The sequence below is a fragment of the Pseudomonas sp. GL_135 genome, assembly GCF_057834665.1.
In genome coordinates, this window is the sequence record NZ_CM174408.1 from 3,793,620 (window position 1) to 3,812,241 (window position 18,622).

An 18,622-nucleotide genomic window follows, 5' to 3' on the forward strand; every position below is an offset into this window, starting at 1 on the left:
AGTGGCTTTCCCGAACATCGGCCAGAACAGCATCATGGCAGTAGGGAAAACCGCGCCTGCGATAACGCACGCTCGACAGGTGACTTGAAATGAGGTTAAACAACATCGGCATTGTACGGATTTGCGCGCCGCGCGCTACGTTAGTCTGGCGCGGTGCTTGCAGATGTTCAAGCGTCGCCGGGCGGTGACAATTTGAGCACGCATTTTCTTTGCCGACAAAGGCTTATGACGTGTTTTTCCTGCTCCCTTGAACTGTCAAAAGGCCATCCCCGGATCAAGAAGACAGCGGGTCGACGATCCCGGCATGATCAAGCGGCTTGTGACCATGCCTGCGACAGAGAGTTGCAGCCGGGGTTGCAAGCCTGCGTTGACTCCCCTCCCCTCTCGTAAAGTCTGGATGCCATGCTGACCTGGTTACAACGCGACACCCTAGATTTCCCTGCGCTGGAAAAAGCCATGCGCGAGCCCAACGGACTGTTGGCCGGTGGCGGCGATCTGTCTGCCGATCGCCTGATTGCCGCGTACCGACATGGCTGTTTTCCCTGGTATCAGCAGGGCCAACCGATTCTCTGGTGGTCGCCGGACCCGCGCACCGTGCTCTTTCCGGATGAGCTGCATGTATCACGCAGTCTCGGCAAGCTGCTGCGCCAGGGGCGTTATCGGGTCACTTTCGATCAGGATTTCGCGGCGGTCATTCAAGCCTGCGCCGAACCCCGGGCCTACACCGACGGCACGTGGATCACCGGCTCCATGCAGGCGGCCTACATTGAACTGCACGCCCGCGGCTTCGCCCACAGCGTCGAAGTCTGGGATGGCGACGCGCTGGTAGGCGGTCTCTACGGACTGGCGATGGGCCAGCTGTTTTTCGGCGAGTCGATGTTCAGCCGCGCCGACAACGCTTCCAAGGTCGGCTTCGCAACGCTGGTCGAATACTTGAAAGAATCGGGTTTCGTCCTGATTGATTGCCAAATGCCTACCGAGCACCTGCTAAGCCTTGGCGCGCGCTCGATTGCGCGCCAGACGTTCGCCGACTACCTGCATAAACACCTCGACGAGAGCAATTACACCGATTGGTCGCCTAGGCGAGTTTGATTGGGCTGGCTTACACTCATGTCTACAGTTTTTCTCGAGGGTTGATCATGACCGAGCTGGCGCGGCTGAAGTTCTATGCCACTCAACCCCACTCCTGTAGCTACCTGCCCGAGGAACAAGCCACCACGCTGTTTCTCGACCCCAGCCAGCCGATGGATGTCCAGGTCTATGCCGATCTCTCGGACATGGGGTTTCGCCGCAGTGGCGATCATTTGTACCGTCCGCATTGCCAGAACTGCAGCGCCTGTGTGCCTGCGCGCATTCCGGTCGGACTGTTCGTGCCTGATCGTCAGCAAAAGCGTATTTTCAAAAGGAACGCCGACCTCGAAGTGACGAGCACCAAGCCGCATTTCAGTGAGGAGTACTTCGATCTGTATCAGCGCTACATCGAGCAGCGCCATGCCGATGGGGATATGTTTCCACCAAGCCGTGACCAGTTCTCCACCTTTCTGGTCCGCGACCTGCCGTTTTCGCGTTTCTACGAATTCCGTCTGGAGGGTCGACTGCTTGCCGTAGCCGTCACTGACCTGCTGCCCAATGGCCTTTCCGCCGTTTATACGTTCTACGAGCCGGCGGAGGAGCGCCGCAGCCTGGGGCGTTACGCAATTCTCTGGCAAATTGCCGAGGCCGCACGCCTGCAATTGCATGCGGTGTACCTTGGCTACTGGATAAAGAACTGCAAAAAGATGAATTACAAGACCCAATATCGCCCCATCGAACTGCTCACCAATCAAAGATGGGTCACTCTTTACTGAAGCCCTTGGCTTAAACCTCAGTTTTCGGGCACAATGCAGCCCGCTTTTGCCTGGCTGCCGTTTGCACCGGGCCATTCATTGGATACCGAGGGCTTTACTGCATGTCGAAAGAAGACAGCTTCGAAATGGAAGGCACTGTCGTCGACACCCTGCCCAACACCATGTTCCGTGTGGAGTTGGAAAATGGGCACGTCGTAACCGCGCACATCTCCGGCAAGATGCGCAAGAACTACATCCGCATTCTTACCGGCGACAAGGTCCGCGTTGAGCTGACGCCCTACGACTTGAGCAAAGGGCGCATCACTTACCGCGCCCGCTAACAGGTCTTAACAAAAACGCCCGGCATATGCCGGGCGTTTTTGTGCGCGCGGGGTATAGGGGTGGACCTAATCAATCCACAAGACCTGACAGGCCATAAAAAGGCGGACCACTGATCCGTCAGACCGCGGCACGTTGCAAAAAATGTGGGAGCGACCGGGGTGGCGCTCCACCTTGCTCGCGAAGAGGCCCGAAGGGCTTCAAAGCAAGAGTCTTCAGCCAATCCCTAAAAAGCAAAAAGGCGCCAACTGGCGCCCTTTGCTGTGTTGCGAGAAACGTCAGGCCATTTCAGCCGTGGTTTCGTAATCGAACGTGATCTCGCCGTCTTTGACGTCGATGTGTACCACACCGCCATGCTCGGACAACTCGCCGAAGAGGATTTCCTCGGCCAGCGGACGCTTGATCTTGTCCTGAATCAATCGGGCCATCGGACGCGCACCCATCGCTGCGTCGTAACCGCCTTCGGCCAGGTAACTCCTCACCGCGTCGGTCACTTCCAGCTGTACGCGCTTGTCTTCCAGCTGCGCCTGAAGCTCGGTAAGGAACTTGTCCACCACGCTCTTGATAACCTCATGGCTGAGGCGACCAAATTGAATGATGGTGTCCAGACGGTTGCGGAATTCCGGCGTGAAGCTCTTCTTGATCACCTCCATCGCATCAGAGGAGTGATCCTGATGGGTGAAACCGATCGAAGCACGCGCAGCCGTTTCAGCACCGGCGTTGGTGGTCATGATCACGATCACATTGCGGAAGTCCGCCTTGCGCCCGTTGTTGTCGGTCAGCGTCCCGTGGTCCATGACCTGCAGCAGCAGGTTGAAGACTTCCGGGTGCGCCTTCTCGATCTCATCGAGCAGCAGCACGCAATGCGGCTGCTTGGTGACGGCTTCGGTCAGCAGACCGCCCTGATCAAAACCGACATAGCCCGGCGGCGCACCGATCAGACGCGATACGGTGTGACGCTCCATGTACTCGGACATGTCGAAACGCACCAGCTCGATACCCAGCGCCTTGGCCAGCTGACGCGCAGCCTCGGTCTTGCCGACACCGGTCGGACCTGCGAACAGGAACGAACCGACAGGCTTGTCCGGGGACTTGAGGCCTGCACGGGACAGCTTGATCGCAGTGGACAGCGAGTCGATGGCGGCGTCTTGACCAAACACGGTCAGCTTCAAGTCGCGCTCCAGATTACGCAGCAACTCCTTGTCGGAGCTGTTGACGTGCTTTGGCGGAATCCGTGCGATCTTCGCCACGATGTCTTCAACCTGCGGCACTTCAATACGCTTGACGCGCATTTCCACCGGTTGCAGCCGCTGGTAGGCACCCGCCTCGTCAATCACGTCAATGGCCTTGTCGGGCATATGACGGTCATTGATGTAGCGCGATGCCAGTTCGGCAGCGGCGCGCAGGGCTTCATCGCTGTATTCGATATTGTGATGCTGTTCGAAACGGCCTTTCAGCCCGCGCAGAATGCCGATGGTGTCTTCGACAGACGGCTCGGACACGTCGACCTTCTGGAAGCGACGGGCCAGCGCACGGTCTTTCTCGAAGATGCCGCGGAATTCCTGGAACGTGGTCGAACCGATGCAACGGATATCACCCGAAGACAGCAGCGGCTTGAGCAGGTTGGAGGCATCCATCACGCCACCGGACGCTGCACCTGCACCGATGATGGTGTGAATTTCGTCGATAAAGAGGATCGCGTGGGGCCGCTTCTTCAATTCGCCGAGCAGCGCCTTGAAGCGCTTCTCGAAGTCGCCACGGTACTTGGTACCGGCCAGCAGTGCGCCCAGGTCGAGGGAGTACACGACGCTGTTGGCGAGCAGGTCCGGCACCTGATTGTCGACGATGCGTTTGGCCAGGCCTTCGGCAATGGCGGTTTTACCCACCCCAGCCTCGCCCACCAGCAGCGGGTTGTTCTTGCGACGCCGCGCGAGAATCTGAGCGACGCGCTCGACTTCCATCTCGCGCCCTACCAGCGGATCGATGCGGCCCTGACGGGCCAGCTCATTCAGGTTGCTCGCATAGGCATCCAGAGGATTGCCTGAGGAAGAAGACTCACCGCCCTCGTCATCCTGCATATCTTGCTCACCTTCAGATTGATCGCCATGCCCCGGCACTTTGGAAATACCGTGGGCGATATAGTTGACGACATCGATACGGGCAACGCTCTGCTGTTTCAGCAGGAACACTGCCTGGCTTTCCTGCTCGCTGAAAATCGCCACAAGCACGTTCGCGCCAGTGACTTCACGCTTGCCGGAGCTCTGCACATGAAAAACTGCGCGCTGCAGGACGCGCTGGAAGCCGAGTGTGGGTTGGGTCTCGCGATCCTCGTCATGCACGGGGATCAGCGGCGTGGTGGAGTCGATGAACTCCTGGAGGTCGTGTTTGAGTTTGTCGAGGTTTGCGCCGCAGGCACGCAGTACGGTGGCGGCAGCCTCATTGTCCAATAGGGCCAGCAGGAGGTGCTCGACGGTCATGAACTCATGACGTTTAGAGCGGGCCTCCTTGAAAGCCAGATTGAGGGTGACTTCGAGCTCACGGTTTAACATAGCTTCACCTCATACCCAAGTGTCCGGCGTTAACCGTCCTTCTCGATTTCACAGAGTAGCGGATGCTGGCTTTCCCTGGCGTACTGGTTGACCTGCATAGCCTTGGTCTCGGCGATGTCGCGGGTAAACAATCCGCAAACGGCCCGTCCCTCTGTATGGACGGCCAGCATGACCTTGGTCGCCAGCTCACGATTCAGGTTGAAAAACACCTCGAGCACTTCGACAACGAAATCCATCGGGGTGTAGTCATCATTGAACAAAACCACCTTGTACATAGGCGGCACCTGCAATATCGGCTTGGCTTCCTGTACAGCGGTGCCCGACGCATCGTCCTCATGGGGATGCGGGTCATCCTGATTGAATGTTAGTCGAATCTTGCTGATTGCATGCATGGTAAAGAAGGTTCACAGAGGACGTGATTGAAATAAGTGGTGGCGGCGATACCCGTTTTCAACTGGACCGCCGCTTGACCTTGACTATCGGCCAATCAGTGTTACAAACAATAGAACCCACATTGGGTAAAAAGGGTCCGCGCAGTCAACCAAAATTTTTTAGGTCCGGCGGATGAGAGGTGATGATACTCCCATCGGAGTCCTTTGCAGAGGGATGTGACTATGCTAAGCGGTAAGGTCAAGTGGTTTAACAACGCCAAGGGGTATGGCTTCATCGTTGAAGACGGCAAGTCTGAAGACCTGTTCGCACACTACTCGGCGATCAGTATGGAGGGCTATAAAACCCTGAAGGCCGGGCAGCCGGTTCAGTTCGAGATCACTCAGGGCCCCAAGGGTCTTCATGCCGTAGGCATCACTGCGAAAGCTGTTGCCGATATTCCTGAGGCAGCCCACCACCACGAGCGACATTTCGAGAAGCAACAGGCATAGAGCAACAATCACGCCTGAGCCGGACCGTTCAAGCGCGAGATTCGACAAGCCGGTCAATCCTTTCAGGGTTGGCCGGCTTTTTTGTGCCTTCGCTGCCCCGTTGCGTCCATCTATATAGAGAGGCGAGCCAACGCAGATATGGCCCAGATGCTCCTTTAGTCGAAATACGGTGGACTACTGGTCAGGACGCATCGGCCCCAGGCAACTGCGACGAGTTGCCGCAGGCCCCGTACTACAAGGGCTGAACGGTTTTCATGGGGAATCCGGGCACCTTCCGAGACCACGGCGAACGTCCCGGGCACCGCAAAGCCGTCACACGAGTACCGTAGTAATGGCCGGGTGCAGTGATATACTCAGCGCCGGTGACCGTTGGGTCATTGGGGGCCAGACCACCTGAAACCAGGCGTTCAGCCCTCGACAGGCCAGACCGCTACCCGGGTCCGACCGCTTGACGCTCGACTGATGCACCCCCTATCACGCGACGAAATTCTCGACTTTCGGCTCATCGATACTTTGGGCGAAAGTGCCTACCCTGCGCATCTCGAAATTTTGTGTACGCTCAGCAAAGAAGAGAGTTATCCCGAATATGTCCAACCGCTCGAAGATCATCTATACCTTCACTGACGAAGCGCCAGCCCTCGCCACCTACTCACTGCTGCCTATCATCGAAGCGTTCACCGCTTCCGCTGACATCGCCGTTGAAACCCGCGACATCTCGCTTGCAGCCCGCATCCTCGCCAGCTTTCCCGAGCGCCTGGGTGACAAGAAGGTTTCCGACGATCTGGCAGAGCTGGGCCAACTGGCGACCACGCCGGAAGCCAACATCATCAAGCTGCCAAACATCAGCGCCTCGGTTCCACAGCTGAAGGCCGCGATCAAGGAACTGCAAGCAAAGGGCTACGACATCCCGAACTACCCGGATGAAGTCGTGACCGACGCCGACAAGGTTGCCCAGGCTGGCTACGACAAAGTGAAAGGCAGCGCCGTGAACCCGGTTCTGCGTGAAGGTAACTCTGATCGCCGGGCGCCGCTCTCCGTCAAGAACTATGCACGCAAGCACCCGCACAAAATGGGCGCGTGGTCTGCGGACTCCAAGTCCCACGTGGCGCACATGGACAACGGCGACTTCTACGGCAGCGAAAAATCTTCGCTGATCGAAGCCGCTGGCGCCGTCAAGATCGAGCTGATCGGCAAAGACGGCAACACCACCGTGCTGAAGGACAAGACGTCGGTACTGGCGGGCGAGATCATCGACTGCGCGGTCATGAGCAAGAAAGCCCTGCGCGCTTTCGTGGCCCGTGAAATCGAAGACGCCAAGAAGCTCGGCGTGCTGTTCTCCGTACACTTGAAAGCCACCATGATGAAGGTCTCGGACCCGATCATGTTTGGCGAGTTCGTCGCCGAGTACTACCAGGAAGCGCTGAGCAAGCATGCCGATGTCCTGAAGGAAATAGGTTTCAACCTGCACAACGGCATCGGCGACCTGTACGCCCGTATCAAAGACCTGCCGGCCGACCAGCAAGCGCAGATCGAAGCGGACGTTAAAGCCGTTTACGCGACCCGCCCTGCGCTGGCGATGGTCAACTCCGACAAGGGCATCACCAACCTGCACGTGCCGAGCGACGTCATCGTCGACGCCTCGATGCCAGCGATGATTCGTGATTCCGGCAAGATGTGGAACAACGACGGCGTCCTGCAGGACACCAAGGCGGTGATCCCGGATCGCTGCTACGCGACCATCTATCAAGCCGTGATCGAAGACTGCAAGCAACACGGCGCCTTCGACCCAACCACCATGGGCAGCGTGCCAAACGTTGGCCTGATGGCGCAGAAAGCCGAAGAGTACGGCTCGCACAACAAAACCTTCCAGATCGAAACCGATGGCGTGGTCCGTGTGACCGACGACAAGGGCCAGGTCTTGATGGAACAGAACGTTGAAGCCGGCGATATCTGGCGCATGTGCCAGACCAAGGACGCGCCGATTCAGGACTGGGTCAAACTGGCCGTCAACCGTTCGCGCCTGAGCAACACCCCGGCGATTTTCTGGCTGGACCCTGAGCGCGCCCACGATGCGGCGATGATCAAGAAGGTCGAGCAGTACCTGAAGGATCACGACACGGCTGGCCTGGACATCAGCATCCAGTCACCTGTCGACGCGATGAAGGTATCCCTGGAGCGCATCCGCGCGGGCAAAGACACCATTTCGGTGACCGGCAACGTGCTGCGCGACTACCTGACCGACCTGTTCCCGATCATGGAGCTGGGCACCAGCGCCAAGATGCTGTCCATCGTGCCGCTGATGAGTGGCGGTGGTCTGTTCGAAACCGGCGCAGGTGGCTCGGCGCCGAAGCACGTTCAGCAGCTGAACGAAGAGAACTTCCTGCGCTGGGATTCCCTGGGCGAATTCCTGGCACTGGCCGCTTCCCTCGAGCACCTGGGCAACGTCTACGACAACCCGAAAGCGCTGGTACTGGCCACGGCCCTGGACAAGGCCACCGGTCAGTTCCTGGACAACAACAAGTCGCCATCGCGCAAGGTCGGCGGTATCGACAACCGCGGCAGCCACTTCTATCTGGCCACCTACTGGGCTCAGGCTCTGGCGGCACAGACCGAAGATACGGCGCTGCAAGCCAAGTTCACCGAGCTTGCAAAGACCCTGGCTGACAACGAAACGACCATCGTCGCCGAACTGAACAGCGTACAGGGCAAGCCATTGGACATCGGCGGCTACTACTTCCCTACCCCGGAACTGGCCAGCAACGCCATGCGCCCAAGCAAGACCCTGAACGACGCGATCAACGCGTTGAAGTAAGGTCGTAACGCTTGATCACAGACCCCGGCCCCGTGCCGGGGTTTGTGTTTCTGCGCAACGCTGCAATCTGAACACATGACCTGTGGGTGCGAGCGTGCTCGCGAAGGGGTCTCAAGCTTCAACATACAGTCGACAGGGACACCGCTTTCGCGAGCAAGCTCGCTCCCACAGTGGTTGACACCTGCCGCATGAGCGAAATATCCATGACTTGGCACCCACACATCACCGTCGCGACCGTCATCGAAGACAACGGCCGCTTTCTGTTCGTCGAAGAATTGAAAAACGGCAAGCTGGTGCTCAATCAGCCCGCCGGCCACCTCGAGCCTGATGAGACGTTGCGTGAAGCGGCCATTCGCGAAACCCTGGAAGAAACCGGCTGGGACGTCGAACTGACCGGCGTCGTCGGCATTTACCTGTACACCGCGCCGAGCAATGGCGTGACCTATCAGCGCGTGTGCTTTTCGGCCAAAGCGACGCGACACCACCCCGAGCGCGCACTGGACACCGGCATCGTCGGCGCGCCCTGGTTCAGCCGCGACGAACTCGCCGGCCAACCGGAGCGCTGGCGAAGCGAGTTGGTCTTGCGCTGCGTCGATGAGTACCTGGCGGGCCCGATTCACAGTCTGGAGGTCGTGCGCGACTGACTGGCCGCCCAGCGCAACTGAATAGCTTTTAGCCTTGGCGCCGACTCCCTGTTAGAATCGCGCCCTTTCCTGCTGCTACCCAATCGAATTCCTATGTCTGATTCAGCCTTTTCCGATACAGAAAAGAAGCGCGTCATTGTCGGCATGTCCGGCGGCGTGGATTCTTCGGTCTCCGCCCTTCTGCTCATGGAGCAGGGGTATCAGGTGGAAGGCCTGTTCATGAAGAACTGGGAAGAAGACGACGGAACGGAATACTGCACCGCCATGGACGACCTCGCGGACGCCCAGGCCGTGTGCGACAAGATCGGCATCAAACTGCACACCGTGAACTTCGCGGCCGAGTACTGGGATCACGTCTTCGAGCACTTTCTCGAAGAATACAAAGCCGGGCGCACGCCGAACCCGGACATCCTGTGCAACCGCGAGATCAAGTTCAAAGCCTTCCTCGACTACGCCTTCATGCTCGGTGCCGACCTGATCGCCACCGGTCATTACGTGCGTCGCCGCGACATTGATGGCCGCACCGAACTGCTCAAGGGCCTGGACCCGAACAAGGACCAGAGCTACTTCCTGCATGCCGTTGGCGGTGAGCAGATTGCCAAGACCCTGTTCCCGGTCGGTGAACTGGAAAAGCCCGAGGTGCGAGCCATCGCCGAGAAGTATCAGCTGGCGACCGCGAAGAAGAAGGACTCGACCGGTATTTGCTTCATCGGCGAGCGTCGTTTCACCGACTTCCTCAAGCAATACCTGCCTGCGCAGCCCGGCGAGATCAAGACCACCGAAGGCGAAGTCATCGGTCGGCATGCCGGCCTGATGTACCACACCATAGGCCAGCGTCAGGGCCTGGGCATCGGCGGGCTGAAAGATGCCGGCGATGAGCCGTGGTATGTACTGGTCAAGGACCTGGAGCACAACGAGCTGATCGTCGGCCAGGGCAACGAGCATCCGTGGCTGTTCTCCCGCGCCCTGCTCGCCTCTGAGATCTACTGGGTCAACCCGATCGACCTGAGCAGCCCACGCCAGTTGACCGCCAAAGTGCGTTACCGCCAGAGCGACCAGCGCTGCACCCTGGAACGCACTGAAACCGGTTACCGCGCCACCTTCGACGAGCCGCAACGCGCGGTAACGCCGGGCCAGTCCGTGGTGTTTTACGACGGCGAGGTTTGCCTGGGTGGCGGCGTCATCGAAATCGCCGAGCCGTGGCACACCAGGGATGCACGTTGATGACCCCGATTCAGGAACAACTTGTCGCCCTGGCCGGGGTGTTTCAGGCCGCTGTGCTGGTCGATCGCATCGCCAAGACCGGCCAGGCCGGTGAAGCGGCCGTTGGCTGCCTGATGGGCACGCTGCTGGTCATGGACCCGAAAGACACGCTGGACGTGTTCGGTGGCGACGACTTGAATCTGCACGAGGGCTATCGCGCCCTCGCCAGCGCCCTTGAACGCGACCCTGCCACGCTGCAACGGGAACCCTTGCGTTATGCCCTGGCGATGCTGGGCCTGGAACGTCAACTGTCCAAGCGCGATGACATGCTCGACACCATCGGCAAGCGTCTGCCGCAGATCAAATCCCAGGTCGAGCATTTCGGTATCGCTCACGAAAACGTCATTGCCGCCAGCGGCGCGCTGTATCAGGACACCCTGAGCACCTTGCGTCAGCGGATTCAGGTCCACGGCGACATGCGCAATCTGCAGCAACCCAACAATGCCTCGAAAATCCGCGCACTATTACTGGCCGGAATTCGCTGCGCGCGACTTTGGCGACAAGTGGGCGGTCACCGCTGGCAACTGGTCATCAGCCGCCGCAAGTTATTGAAAGAACTGTATCCGTTGCTTCACCGCTGAGTGGCGAACGCCCTTCAGCTCGCTCCGAACCCGACATCGCGCGAGTCATAACGGTCAGCCAGCCTCGGCTGGCCGGAATTTTCATGTATGATACGCGCCCCTTTTCGTCGCCTGACAGTCCGAGAACACCCCATGCAGCTTTCTTCGCTCACTGCGGTTTCCCCTGTAGATGGCCGCTACGCCGGCAAAACCCAGGCCTTGCGCCCGATTTTCAGCGAATACGGCCTGATCCGTTTCCGCGCCCTGGTGGAGGTACGCTGGCTGCAACGCCTGGCGGCCCACCCGCAAATCCCGGAAGTCCCGGCATTCTCCGCCGAAGCCAACGCCATCCTCGATGCCCTGGCTAACGATTTCGCTCTAGAGCACGCCGAGCGCGTCAAAGAGATCGAGCGCACCACCAACCACGACGTCAAGGCCATCGAGTACCTGCTCAAGGAGCAGGCGGCCAAGCTGCCGGAGCTGGCCAAGGTCAGCGAGTTCATCCACTTCGCCTGTACCAGCGAAGACATCAATAACCTGTCCCACGCGCTGATGCTGCGCGAAGGCCGTGACACCGTGCTGCTGCCGCTGATGCGTCAGATCGCTGAATCCATCCGCGAGCTGGCGATCCGTTTCGCCGCCGTACCGATGCTCTCCCGTACCCACGGTCAGCCGGCCTCCCCGACCACTCTGGGCAAGGAACTGGCCAACGTCGTTTACCGTCTGGAGCGCCAGATTGCTCAAGTGGCCGCCGTGCCGCTGCTGGGCAAGATCAACGGCGCCGTCGGTAACTACAACGCGCACCTGTCGGCCTACCCGGACATCGACTGGGAAGCCAACGCCCGCGCCTTCATCGAAGACGAGCTGGGTCTGGGCTTCAACCCCTACACCACGCAGATCGAACCCCACGACTACATCGCCGAGCTGTTCGACGCGATCGCCCGCTACAACACGATCCTGATCGACTTCGACCGCGACATCTGGGGCTACATCTCCCTGGGCTATTTCAAGCAGCGCACCATCGCCGGTGAAATCGGTTCGTCGACCATGCCGCACAAGGTCAACCCGATCGACTTCGAGAATTCCGAAGGCAACCTCGGCATCGCCAACGCGCTGTTCCAGCATCTGGCCAGCAAGTTGCCGATTTCCCGCTGGCAGCGTGACCTGACCGACTCCACCGTGCTGCGCAACCTCGGCGTGGGCTTCGCTCACAGCGTGATTGCCTACGAAGCGAGCCTCAAAGGCATCGGCAAGCTGGAACTCAACGAGCAGAAGATCGCCGCCGATCTGGACGCTTGCTGGGAAGTCCTCGCCGAGCCGATCCAAACGGTCATGCGTCGTTACGACATCGAGAACCCGTACGAGAAGCTCAAGGAACTGACCCGCGGCAAGGGTATCGGCCCTGAAGCGCTGCAGACCTTCATCGACGGCCTGGACATGCCGGCCGAAGCCAAGGCCGAGCTGAAGAAGCTCACGCCGGCGAACTACATCGGCAACGCCGTGGCCCAAGCCCAGCGCATCTGACCACACTGCATACGCTCTGAACGCCCGGCTGAGCCGGGCGTTTTTATTCCCGTCGTAAAAACACGTTTTTTCAATAGGTTACACATGAATCCTGACATCCCTCTTCAGCTCCTCGGTGGTATCACAGCGCGCGAGTTCCTGCGTGACTACTGGCAGAAGAAACCTTTGCTGATCCGTCAGGCCATCCCGGATTTTCAGAGCCCGATCGACGCCGATGAACTGGCCGGTCTGGCGCTGGAAGAAGAAGTTGAATCGCGCCTGGTGATTGAGAAAGGTGAGCGTCCGTGGGAGCTGCGTCGCGGCCCGTTTGCCGAAGACGAATTCAGCAAGTTGCCGGAGCGCGAGTGGACCCTGCTGGTTCAAGCCGTGGATCAGTTCGTGCCTGAAGTCAGCGAATTGCTGGAAAACTTCCGCTTCCTGCCAAGCTGGCGCATCGATGACGTGATGATCAGCTACGCCGCACCTGGCGGCAGCGTGGGTCCGCATTTCGACAACTACGACGTGTTCCTGCTCCAGGGGCACGGCAAGCGTCACTGGCAGATCGGCCAGATGTGCGACTCCGAAAGCAAACTGCTTGAGCACGCCGACTTGCGTATCCTGGCCGACTTCCAGGGTTCCGACGAATGGACGCTGGAACCGGGCGACATGCTCTACCTGCCGCCACGTCTGGCGCACTGCGGCGTCGCCGTGGATGAGTGCCTGACCTACTCGGTCGGCTTCCGCGCCCCAAGCGCCGCTGAAGTGCTGACCCACTTCACGGACTTCCTCAGCCAGTTCATGTCTGAAGAAGAACGCTACACCGATGCCGACGCGCAACCGGTGAGCGATCCGCACCAGATTCAGCGTGATGCCCTAGACCGTCTGAAGGGTTTGCTGGCCGAGCACATGGGTGACGAGCGCCTGCTGCTGACCTGGTTCGGCCAGTTCATGACCGAGCCCCGTTATCCCGAGCTGGTGGTCGGCCCCGAATTGGCCGAGAGCGAGCTGCTCGACAGCCTGGAACAGGGCGCCGTGCTGATCCGCAACCCGAGCGCGCGACTGGCGTGGTCGGAGGTCGACGACGACCTGCTGCTGTTCGCCAGCGGTCAGAGCCGTCTGTTGCCGGGCCATTTGCGTGAACTGCTGAAAATGATCTGCGCGGCCGATGCGCTGCACATCGACAATCTGGGCCAATGGCTGGCAGATGACGATGGACGTAACCTGCTCTGTGAGCTGGTCAAACAAGGAAGTCTGGGGTTTGCTGATGAATAAGATCCACGTACGGGTAGCCGACTGGCAGAAAGACAACGCCGACATTCGGCGCATTCGTGATGCCGTGTTCGTGTTTGAACAGTCGGTTCCGCCCGAACTGGAATGGGACTCGGAAGATGCAGGCGCCCTGCATTTTCTGGCACTCGAAGGGGATTACGCCGTGGGCACCGCGCGCCTGCTGCCCGATGGTGAATTCGGCCGATTGTCCGTACTCAAGGACTGGCGCGGCCTGAACGTGGGTGAGGCGTTGATCACCGCGATCCTCGCCGAAGCCGAGCGCCGCAATCTTAAACAGACGCGGCTCAGCGCACAGGTTCATGCGACGGCGCTGTATGAGCGCTTCGGCTTTACCGTGGTCAGCGACGAGTTTCTTGAGGCCGGCCTGCCCCACGTGGACATGGTGCGCAACGCGCACTGATTGCACCTGGCGACATTTGCGCCCCGGCGTTCGCGCTTCAGCTGCCTAAGCTGAAACAAAAGCACCGGGGCGCTTTGCTGTCTGCGATTCAACTTGGCGCTGCCCAGGCCGACAAACTGGCAAACTCGTCGTTCAGACGTGCCCCTCGCGGAGACCACATCGATGTCATTACGCACCCTGCTCGCGTCACTGTTGTTGGCTTGCAGCTTCACGGCCGCGGCCGCCACTGAAGTCATCCCCCTGAATTACCGCACCAGCGACGATCTGCTGCCCACCGTAAAGTCGTTTCTGGGCAACGAAGGCAGCGTCAATGCCTATGGCAACAAGCTGATCGTCAACGCCGAACCGGACAAGATCAGCGAGCTGCGCGACCTCCTCGGCCAGCTCGACACTGCGCCCAAACGGCTGATGATCAGCGTCGACACCAGCGACAGCACGGTCCAGAGCGACCAGGGCTACTCGGTCAACGGTACCGTTCGCTCCCAAGACGGACGCCTCAGCGCCGACGGCCGGACGCGCATCCAGAATTACGGCACCGCCAGCCGCGAGGGTGGTGTGCAACAGGTTCAGGCCAATGAAGGCACGCCGGCGCTGATTCAGATGGGCCAGAGCATACCGATCACTTCGGTGCAGTCCGATGGCTACGGCTACCCCCAGACCAACACGCAATACCGCAACGTGACCCAGGGTTTCTACGTCACGGCGACGGTCACCGGCGACATCGTTCATTTGAGCATCAGCACCAACAACGATCGCATGAGTCAGCAACAGGCCGACGCGATCAAGGTGCAGAGCACCGACACGCAAGTCAGTGGTCGGCTGGGTGAGTGGATCACGCTGGCCGGCGCCAGCGACCAATCTCGCGCCGACGAGCGCGGCGTCGTCCGACGCTACTCAACACAAGGCAGCAACGACATGCAGTTGCGGGTGAAGGTCGATAGCCTGGATTGAGGGGAACCGCTCGTTATCGCAATGCTAAGCCCAAGGGTGATTTAGCCACTGCACAAAATCGTGGGAGTGAGCTTGCTCGCGAAGAGGCCGGTTCAGCCAATGGCTTTCTGGTGGCTGACACGAGGCTTTCGCGAGCAAGCTCGCTCCCACATGGACCGCGACCATCAGTGCTAATCCGGTTAGATACCGCCAATTATGTAGTGCCTGAACAGACACTACATCCTGCTTTAACTCCGTGACCGCCCAGTATCTACGCTGACTTCCCCTCCCCAGCACCCGCACGCCCGAAACTGACCACCAAGTCGCATTCGACGAATTATGTAGTACAACCAAAAAAGCACTACAAAGTGTTTGACGAGGCTAAATCGTCGAGGCATGATGGCCTCGCTCCCGCTGATCGGAGGTCGTGCAGAACGCCTCCTGATCGCGCATGAACTCAGCATTTTCGTGCCGATTAGCGTCATTTCCGCCCACAAGGCAGCTTCATCCCCTCATCATCCTGAGGGCGAAAAAATCTGACCGAGAATCCATGCTTTCCGATTCAGCGAGCAGCCATCAGTGCGCCTTGAAGAAACACGCGGCGCCGGCGAAGCAAGGAGCTTCACCTCAAGACCCACAACACCAAGCAACGAGGTTTACCCCATGGCACTGACACGCGAACAACAAATTGCAGCCATCGAGAAAGACTGGGCCGAGAATCCACGCTGGAAAGGCGTAACCCGCACCTACTCCGCTGCTGACGTCGTCCGCCTGCGTGGCTCGGTTCAGCCTGAACACACGTTTGCAAAGCTGGGCGCTGACAAGCTGTGGAACCTGGTGACCCAGGGTGCCAAGCCTTCCTTCCGTCCCGACAAGGATTTCGTTAACTGCATGGGCGCCCTTACCGGTGGCCAGGCCGTGCAACAAGTCAAAGCCGGCATCCAGGCGATCTACTTGTCTGGCTGGCAAGTCGCGGCGGACAACAACTCCGCCGAATCGATGTACCCCGATCAGTCGTTGTACCCGGTGGACTCGGTGCCAACCGTGGTCAAGCGCATCAATAACTCGTTCCGCCGTGCTGACCAGATCCAATGGAAAGCCGGCAAGAACCCGGGCGACGAAGGCTATATCGATTACTTCGCGCCGATCGTGGCCGACGCCGAAGCCGGTTTCGGCGGCGTACTCAACGCCTACGAACTGATGAAGAGCATGATCGAGGCAGGCGCTGCAGGCGTCCACTTCGAAGACCAACTGGCGTCCGTGAAAAAATGCGGTCACATGGGCGGCAAGGTGCTGGTGCCCACCCAGGAAGCCGTACAGAAATTGGTGGCCGCACGCCTGGCGGCTGACGTTGCCGGCGTGCCGACCATCATTCTGGCGCGTACCGACGCCAACGCCGCAGACCTGCTGACCTCGGACTGCGACCCGTATGACCAGCCGTTCGTGACCGGCACCCGCACGCCGGAAGGCTTCTACAAAGTACGCGCCGGCCTCGACCAAGCGATTGCCCGCGGCCTGGCGTACGCGCCATATGCCGATCTGATCTGGTGTGAAACCGCCAAGCCGGATCTGGACGAGGCCCGTCGCTTCGCCGAAGCGATCAAAAAGGAATACCCGGATCAGCTGCTGTCCTACAACTGCTCGCCTTCCTTCAACTGGAAGAAGAACCTGGATGACGCGACCATCGCCAAGTTCCAGCGCGAGCTGTCGGCAATGGGCTACAAGCATCAGTTCATCACCCTGGCCGGCATCCACAACATGTGGCACAGCATGTTCAACCTGGCGCACGACTACGCCCGCAACGACATGACCGCTTACGTGAAACTGCAAGAACAGGAGTTCGCCGACGCGGCCAAGGGTTACACCTTCGTGGCGCACCAGCAGGAAGTGGGCACTGGCTACTTCGATGACATGACCACGGTCATTCAGGGCGGCAAGTCTTCAGTGACGGCACTGACTGGCTCGACGGAAGAAGAACAATTCCATTGAAGCTCTTTGAACCTCCCCTTCCCGGCTAAAGCCGGTCCTACGAAATGAAAAGCCGCCTTTGGGCGGCTTTTTGCTGACAATGGCTGACTTAACCTACGTTGCCAGTCAACTACTAACGATAGACAACTCAAATCAGCGCGCAAACGTTAATTAACCACGCAATCAATTACCGACTTATTGTCTCGGCTAATTAAACGGAACTTCGTCACGTTCCAGTGACACACATCAAACACGCCCTCCAAATGATATTTATTATCATTTAAGCCAAGCCCAACTGCCGCTCCGTCGTAAGATCCATATTTCTCGAAACCCTCCTCGACGCCCGCCCCTGCTGGGGCTAAGCATCAAAACCGTGACCTATCTCATTAATCCTGCGAATAAATTTGATGCAGAAAATTTACTTGCCCTCCTTTTGCACATAAAATCCCGGGATTGATCGCACTGCGACATATCGTCACTGCTTCTACTTCTTTCAAGCCCAGAGACCTTTGCTCTCTGTTAAGGACTGCCAGCATGCCCGACTCGACAGGATTGATTGCCCACAATTGGGGCTTCGCCGTGTTTCTCCTTGGTGTCGTCGGCCTCTGCGCCTTCATGCTCGGCCTCTCCAGCCTGCTGGGTTCCAAAGCCTGGGGCCGCAGCAAAAACGAACCGTTCGAATCCGGCATGCTGCCCACCGGCGGCGCCCGTCTGCGGCTCTCGGCAAAATTCTATCTGGTCGCGATGCTGTTCGTAATTTTCGACATTGAAGCCCTCTTTCTGTACGCCTGGTCTGTGTCCGTCCGCGAAAGCGGCTGGACCGGCTTCGCCGAAGCGCTCGTTTTCATAGCAATTCTGTTGGCAGGTCTTGTCTACCTATGGCGGGTAGGGGCGCTCGATTGGGCTCCCGTTGGTCGTCGTAACAGGCAGGCGAAGCTAAAACAATGAGGCTTTGGCAATGCAATATAATCTCACCAGGATCGACCCGGATGCTCCTAACGAGCAGTACCCCATCGGCGAACGCGAAGTCGTTTCCGATCCGTTAGAAGACCAAGTCCACAAAAACATCTACATGGGCAAGCTCGAAGACGTGCTGAATGGTGCCGTCAACTGGGGTCGCAAGAACTCCCTTTGGCCGTACAACTTCGGTCTGTCGTGCTGCTATGTGGAAATGACCACCGCCTTCACCGCGCCCCACGACATCGCGCGCTTCGGCGCCGAAGTGATCCGGGCATCGCCACGTCAGGCGGATTTCATGGTGATCGCCGGCACACCGTTTCTGAAGATGGCTCCGATCATCCAGCGCCTCTACGAGCAGATGCTGGAGCCCAAGTGGGTCATCTCCATGGGCGCCTGTGCCAATTCCGGTGGCATGTACGACATCTATTCTGTGGTTCAGGGCGTGGATAAATTCCTCCCTGTGGATGTTTACGTGCCCGGCTGCCCGCCCCGTCCAGAGGCATTTCTGCAAGGCTTGATGCTCTTGCAGGAATCCATTGGCCAGGAGCGTCGTCCCCTTTCCTGGGTCGTCGGTGACCAGGGCGTTTATCGCGCCGAGATGCCGTCGCAGAAGGAACAGCGCCGCGAACAACGTATTGCGGTGACCAACCTGCGCAGCCCCGACGAAGTCTGATCCAGTTTTTCTTTTACAAAAAGA

At 59.0% G+C, this 18,622-nt stretch carries 17 protein-coding genes; 15 read left to right on the top strand and 2 right to left on the bottom strand.

Annotation, left to right across the window (positions count from 1 at the left end):
* Window positions 1-402 precede the first annotated feature (402 nt).
* The 3 genes from aat to infA all read left to right on the top strand — a co-directional run bounded on the left by aat (window position 403) and on the right by infA (window position 2,167).
* Window positions 403-1,092, top strand: a complete 690-nt coding sequence (aat, locus tag AC3ISG_RS16915) for a leucyl/phenylalanyl-tRNA--protein transferase (RefSeq protein WP_122536345.1) — start codon at window positions 403-405, stop codon at window positions 1,090-1,092.
* A gap of 47 nt (window positions 1,093-1,139) precedes the next feature.
* Complete coding sequence (locus AC3ISG_RS16920; protein ID WP_122536344.1) at window positions 1,140-1,847, top strand: arginyltransferase; 708 nt, start codon at window positions 1,140-1,142, stop codon at window positions 1,845-1,847.
* Window positions 1,848-1,948: 101 nt separating this feature from the next.
* The gene (gene infA, locus AC3ISG_RS16925) at window positions 1,949-2,167 is read left to right on the top strand and encodes a translation initiation factor IF-1 (RefSeq protein WP_002553999.1); all 219 of its coding nucleotides are present in this window, start codon (window positions 1,949-1,951) and stop codon (window positions 2,165-2,167) included.
* Window positions 2,168-2,443: 276 nt separating this feature from the next.
* Here infA and clpA read toward each other — a convergent pair whose 3' ends face one another.
* Both clpA and clpS read right to left on the bottom strand, forming a co-directional pair.
* Window positions 2,444-4,714 carry an ATP-dependent Clp protease ATP-binding subunit ClpA gene (clpA, locus tag AC3ISG_RS16930; protein WP_205484210.1) on the bottom strand — a complete coding sequence of 757 codons (2,271 nt, stop codon included), beginning with the start codon at window positions 4,712-4,714 and terminating at the stop codon, window positions 2,444-2,446.
* Between the two features lie 29 nt (window positions 4,715-4,743).
* Entirely contained in the window at window positions 4,744-5,106 is a 363-nt protein-coding gene (gene clpS, locus AC3ISG_RS16935) for an ATP-dependent Clp protease adapter ClpS (RefSeq protein ID WP_122536342.1), read from the bottom strand.
* Between the two features lie 222 nt (window positions 5,107-5,328).
* On the opposite strand from clpS, the gene cspD reads away from it, so the two are divergent.
* From cspD to AC3ISG_RS16995, 12 genes are all read left to right on the top strand, one after another.
* Complete coding sequence (gene cspD / locus AC3ISG_RS16940; RefSeq protein ID WP_240356734.1) at window positions 5,329-5,595, top strand: cold shock domain-containing protein CspD; 267 nt, start codon at window positions 5,329-5,331, stop codon at window positions 5,593-5,595.
* Window positions 5,596-6,181: 586 nt separating this feature from the next.
* Window positions 6,182-8,407 (top strand): NADP-dependent isocitrate dehydrogenase, encoded by a 2,226-nt coding sequence (locus AC3ISG_RS16945; RefSeq protein WP_489297520.1) that lies wholly within the window; start codon window positions 6,182-6,184, stop codon window positions 8,405-8,407.
* Window positions 8,408-8,610: 203 nt separating this feature from the next.
* Entirely contained in the window at window positions 8,611-9,051 is a 441-nt protein-coding gene (locus AC3ISG_RS16950) for an NUDIX hydrolase (RefSeq protein ID WP_272635018.1), read from the top strand.
* 93 nt (window positions 9,052-9,144) lie between these two features.
* Entirely contained in the window at window positions 9,145-10,275 is a 1,131-nt protein-coding gene (gene mnmA / locus AC3ISG_RS16955; protein WP_122536338.1) for a tRNA 2-thiouridine(34) synthase MnmA, read from the top strand.
* Window positions 10,275-10,895, top strand: coding sequence for a high frequency lysogenization protein HflD (gene hflD, locus AC3ISG_RS16960; RefSeq protein ID WP_122536337.1), 621 nt, complete (start codon window positions 10,275-10,277; stop codon window positions 10,893-10,895). The genes mnmA and hflD overlap by 1 nt, the downstream gene beginning before the upstream one ends.
* Before the next feature lie 132 nt (window positions 10,896-11,027).
* Window positions 11,028-12,398, top strand: coding sequence for an adenylosuccinate lyase (purB, locus tag AC3ISG_RS16965; RefSeq protein ID WP_122536336.1), 1,371 nt, complete (start codon window positions 11,028-11,030; stop codon window positions 12,396-12,398).
* Window positions 12,399-12,482: 84 nt separating this feature from the next.
* The gene (locus tag AC3ISG_RS16970; RefSeq protein WP_122625270.1) at window positions 12,483-13,649 is read left to right on the top strand and encodes a ribosomal protein uL16 3-hydroxylase; all 1,167 of its coding nucleotides are present in this window, start codon (window positions 12,483-12,485) and stop codon (window positions 13,647-13,649) included.
* Entirely contained in the window at window positions 13,642-14,067 is a 426-nt protein-coding gene (locus tag AC3ISG_RS16975) for a GNAT family N-acetyltransferase (RefSeq protein WP_272635022.1), read from the top strand. The genes AC3ISG_RS16970 and AC3ISG_RS16975 overlap by 8 nt, the downstream gene beginning before the upstream one ends.
* Window positions 14,068-14,229: 162 nt before the next feature.
* Window positions 14,230-15,018: a secretin N-terminal domain-containing protein gene (locus tag AC3ISG_RS16980; RefSeq protein WP_172611455.1), complete on the top strand. Its 789-nt coding sequence runs from the start codon at window positions 14,230-14,232 to the stop codon at window positions 15,016-15,018.
* Between the two features lie 642 nt (window positions 15,019-15,660).
* Window positions 15,661-16,986, top strand: coding sequence for an isocitrate lyase (gene aceA, locus AC3ISG_RS16985; RefSeq protein ID WP_122625266.1), 1,326 nt, complete (start codon window positions 15,661-15,663; stop codon window positions 16,984-16,986).
* A gap of 513 nt (window positions 16,987-17,499) precedes the next feature.
* Complete coding sequence (locus tag AC3ISG_RS16990) at window positions 17,500-17,913, top strand: NADH-quinone oxidoreductase subunit A (RefSeq protein WP_037008823.1); 414 nt, start codon at window positions 17,500-17,502, stop codon at window positions 17,911-17,913.
* A 10-nt stretch (window positions 17,914-17,923) separates the two neighbouring features.
* Window positions 17,924-18,598, top strand: a complete 675-nt coding sequence (locus AC3ISG_RS16995; protein WP_065989126.1) for a NuoB/complex I 20 kDa subunit family protein — start codon at window positions 17,924-17,926, stop codon at window positions 18,596-18,598.
* The last annotated feature ends 24 nt before the right edge of the window (window positions 18,599-18,622 follow it).

What these genes read in the sequence shown, in the direction of transcription:
- AC3ISG_RS16945 (WP_489297520.1), top strand. Translation starts at nt 6,182, where the DNA reads ATGTCCAACCGCTCGAAGATCATCTATACCTTCACTGACGAAGCGCCA.
- hflD (WP_122536337.1), top strand. Translation starts at nt 10,275, where the DNA reads ATGACCCCGATTCAGGAACAACTTGTCGCCCTGGCCGGGGTGTTTCAG.
- AC3ISG_RS16950 (WP_272635018.1), top strand. Translation starts at nt 8,611, where the DNA reads ATGACTTGGCACCCACACATCACCGTCGCGACCGTCATCGAAGACAAC.
- AC3ISG_RS16975 (WP_272635022.1), top strand. Translation starts at nt 13,642, where the DNA reads ATGAATAAGATCCACGTACGGGTAGCCGACTGGCAGAAAGACAACGCC.
- infA (WP_002553999.1), top strand. Translation starts at nt 1,949, where the DNA reads ATGTCGAAAGAAGACAGCTTCGAAATGGAAGGCACTGTCGTCGACACC.
- purB (WP_122536336.1), top strand. Translation starts at nt 11,028, where the DNA reads ATGCAGCTTTCTTCGCTCACTGCGGTTTCCCCTGTAGATGGCCGCTAC.
- AC3ISG_RS16990 (WP_037008823.1), top strand. Translation starts at nt 17,500, where the DNA reads ATGCCCGACTCGACAGGATTGATTGCCCACAATTGGGGCTTCGCCGTG.
- AC3ISG_RS16980 (WP_172611455.1), top strand. Translation starts at nt 14,230, where the DNA reads ATGTCATTACGCACCCTGCTCGCGTCACTGTTGTTGGCTTGCAGCTTC.
- clpS (WP_122536342.1), bottom strand. Translation starts at nt 5,106, where the DNA reads ATGCATGCAATCAGCAAGATTCGACTAACATTCAATCAGGATGACCCG.
- cspD (WP_240356734.1), top strand. Translation starts at nt 5,329, where the DNA reads ATGCTAAGCGGTAAGGTCAAGTGGTTTAACAACGCCAAGGGGTATGGC.
- aat (WP_122536345.1), top strand. Translation starts at nt 403, where the DNA reads ATGCTGACCTGGTTACAACGCGACACCCTAGATTTCCCTGCGCTGGAA.
- AC3ISG_RS16970 (WP_122625270.1), top strand. Translation starts at nt 12,483, where the DNA reads ATGAATCCTGACATCCCTCTTCAGCTCCTCGGTGGTATCACAGCGCGC.
- AC3ISG_RS16995 (WP_065989126.1), top strand. Translation starts at nt 17,924, where the DNA reads ATGCAATATAATCTCACCAGGATCGACCCGGATGCTCCTAACGAGCAG.
- clpA (WP_205484210.1), bottom strand. Translation starts at nt 4,714, where the DNA reads ATGTTAAACCGTGAGCTCGAAGTCACCCTCAATCTGGCTTTCAAGGAG.
- AC3ISG_RS16920 (WP_122536344.1), top strand. Translation starts at nt 1,140, where the DNA reads ATGACCGAGCTGGCGCGGCTGAAGTTCTATGCCACTCAACCCCACTCC.
- aceA (WP_122625266.1), top strand. Translation starts at nt 15,661, where the DNA reads ATGGCACTGACACGCGAACAACAAATTGCAGCCATCGAGAAAGACTGG.
- mnmA (WP_122536338.1), top strand. Translation starts at nt 9,145, where the DNA reads ATGTCTGATTCAGCCTTTTCCGATACAGAAAAGAAGCGCGTCATTGTC.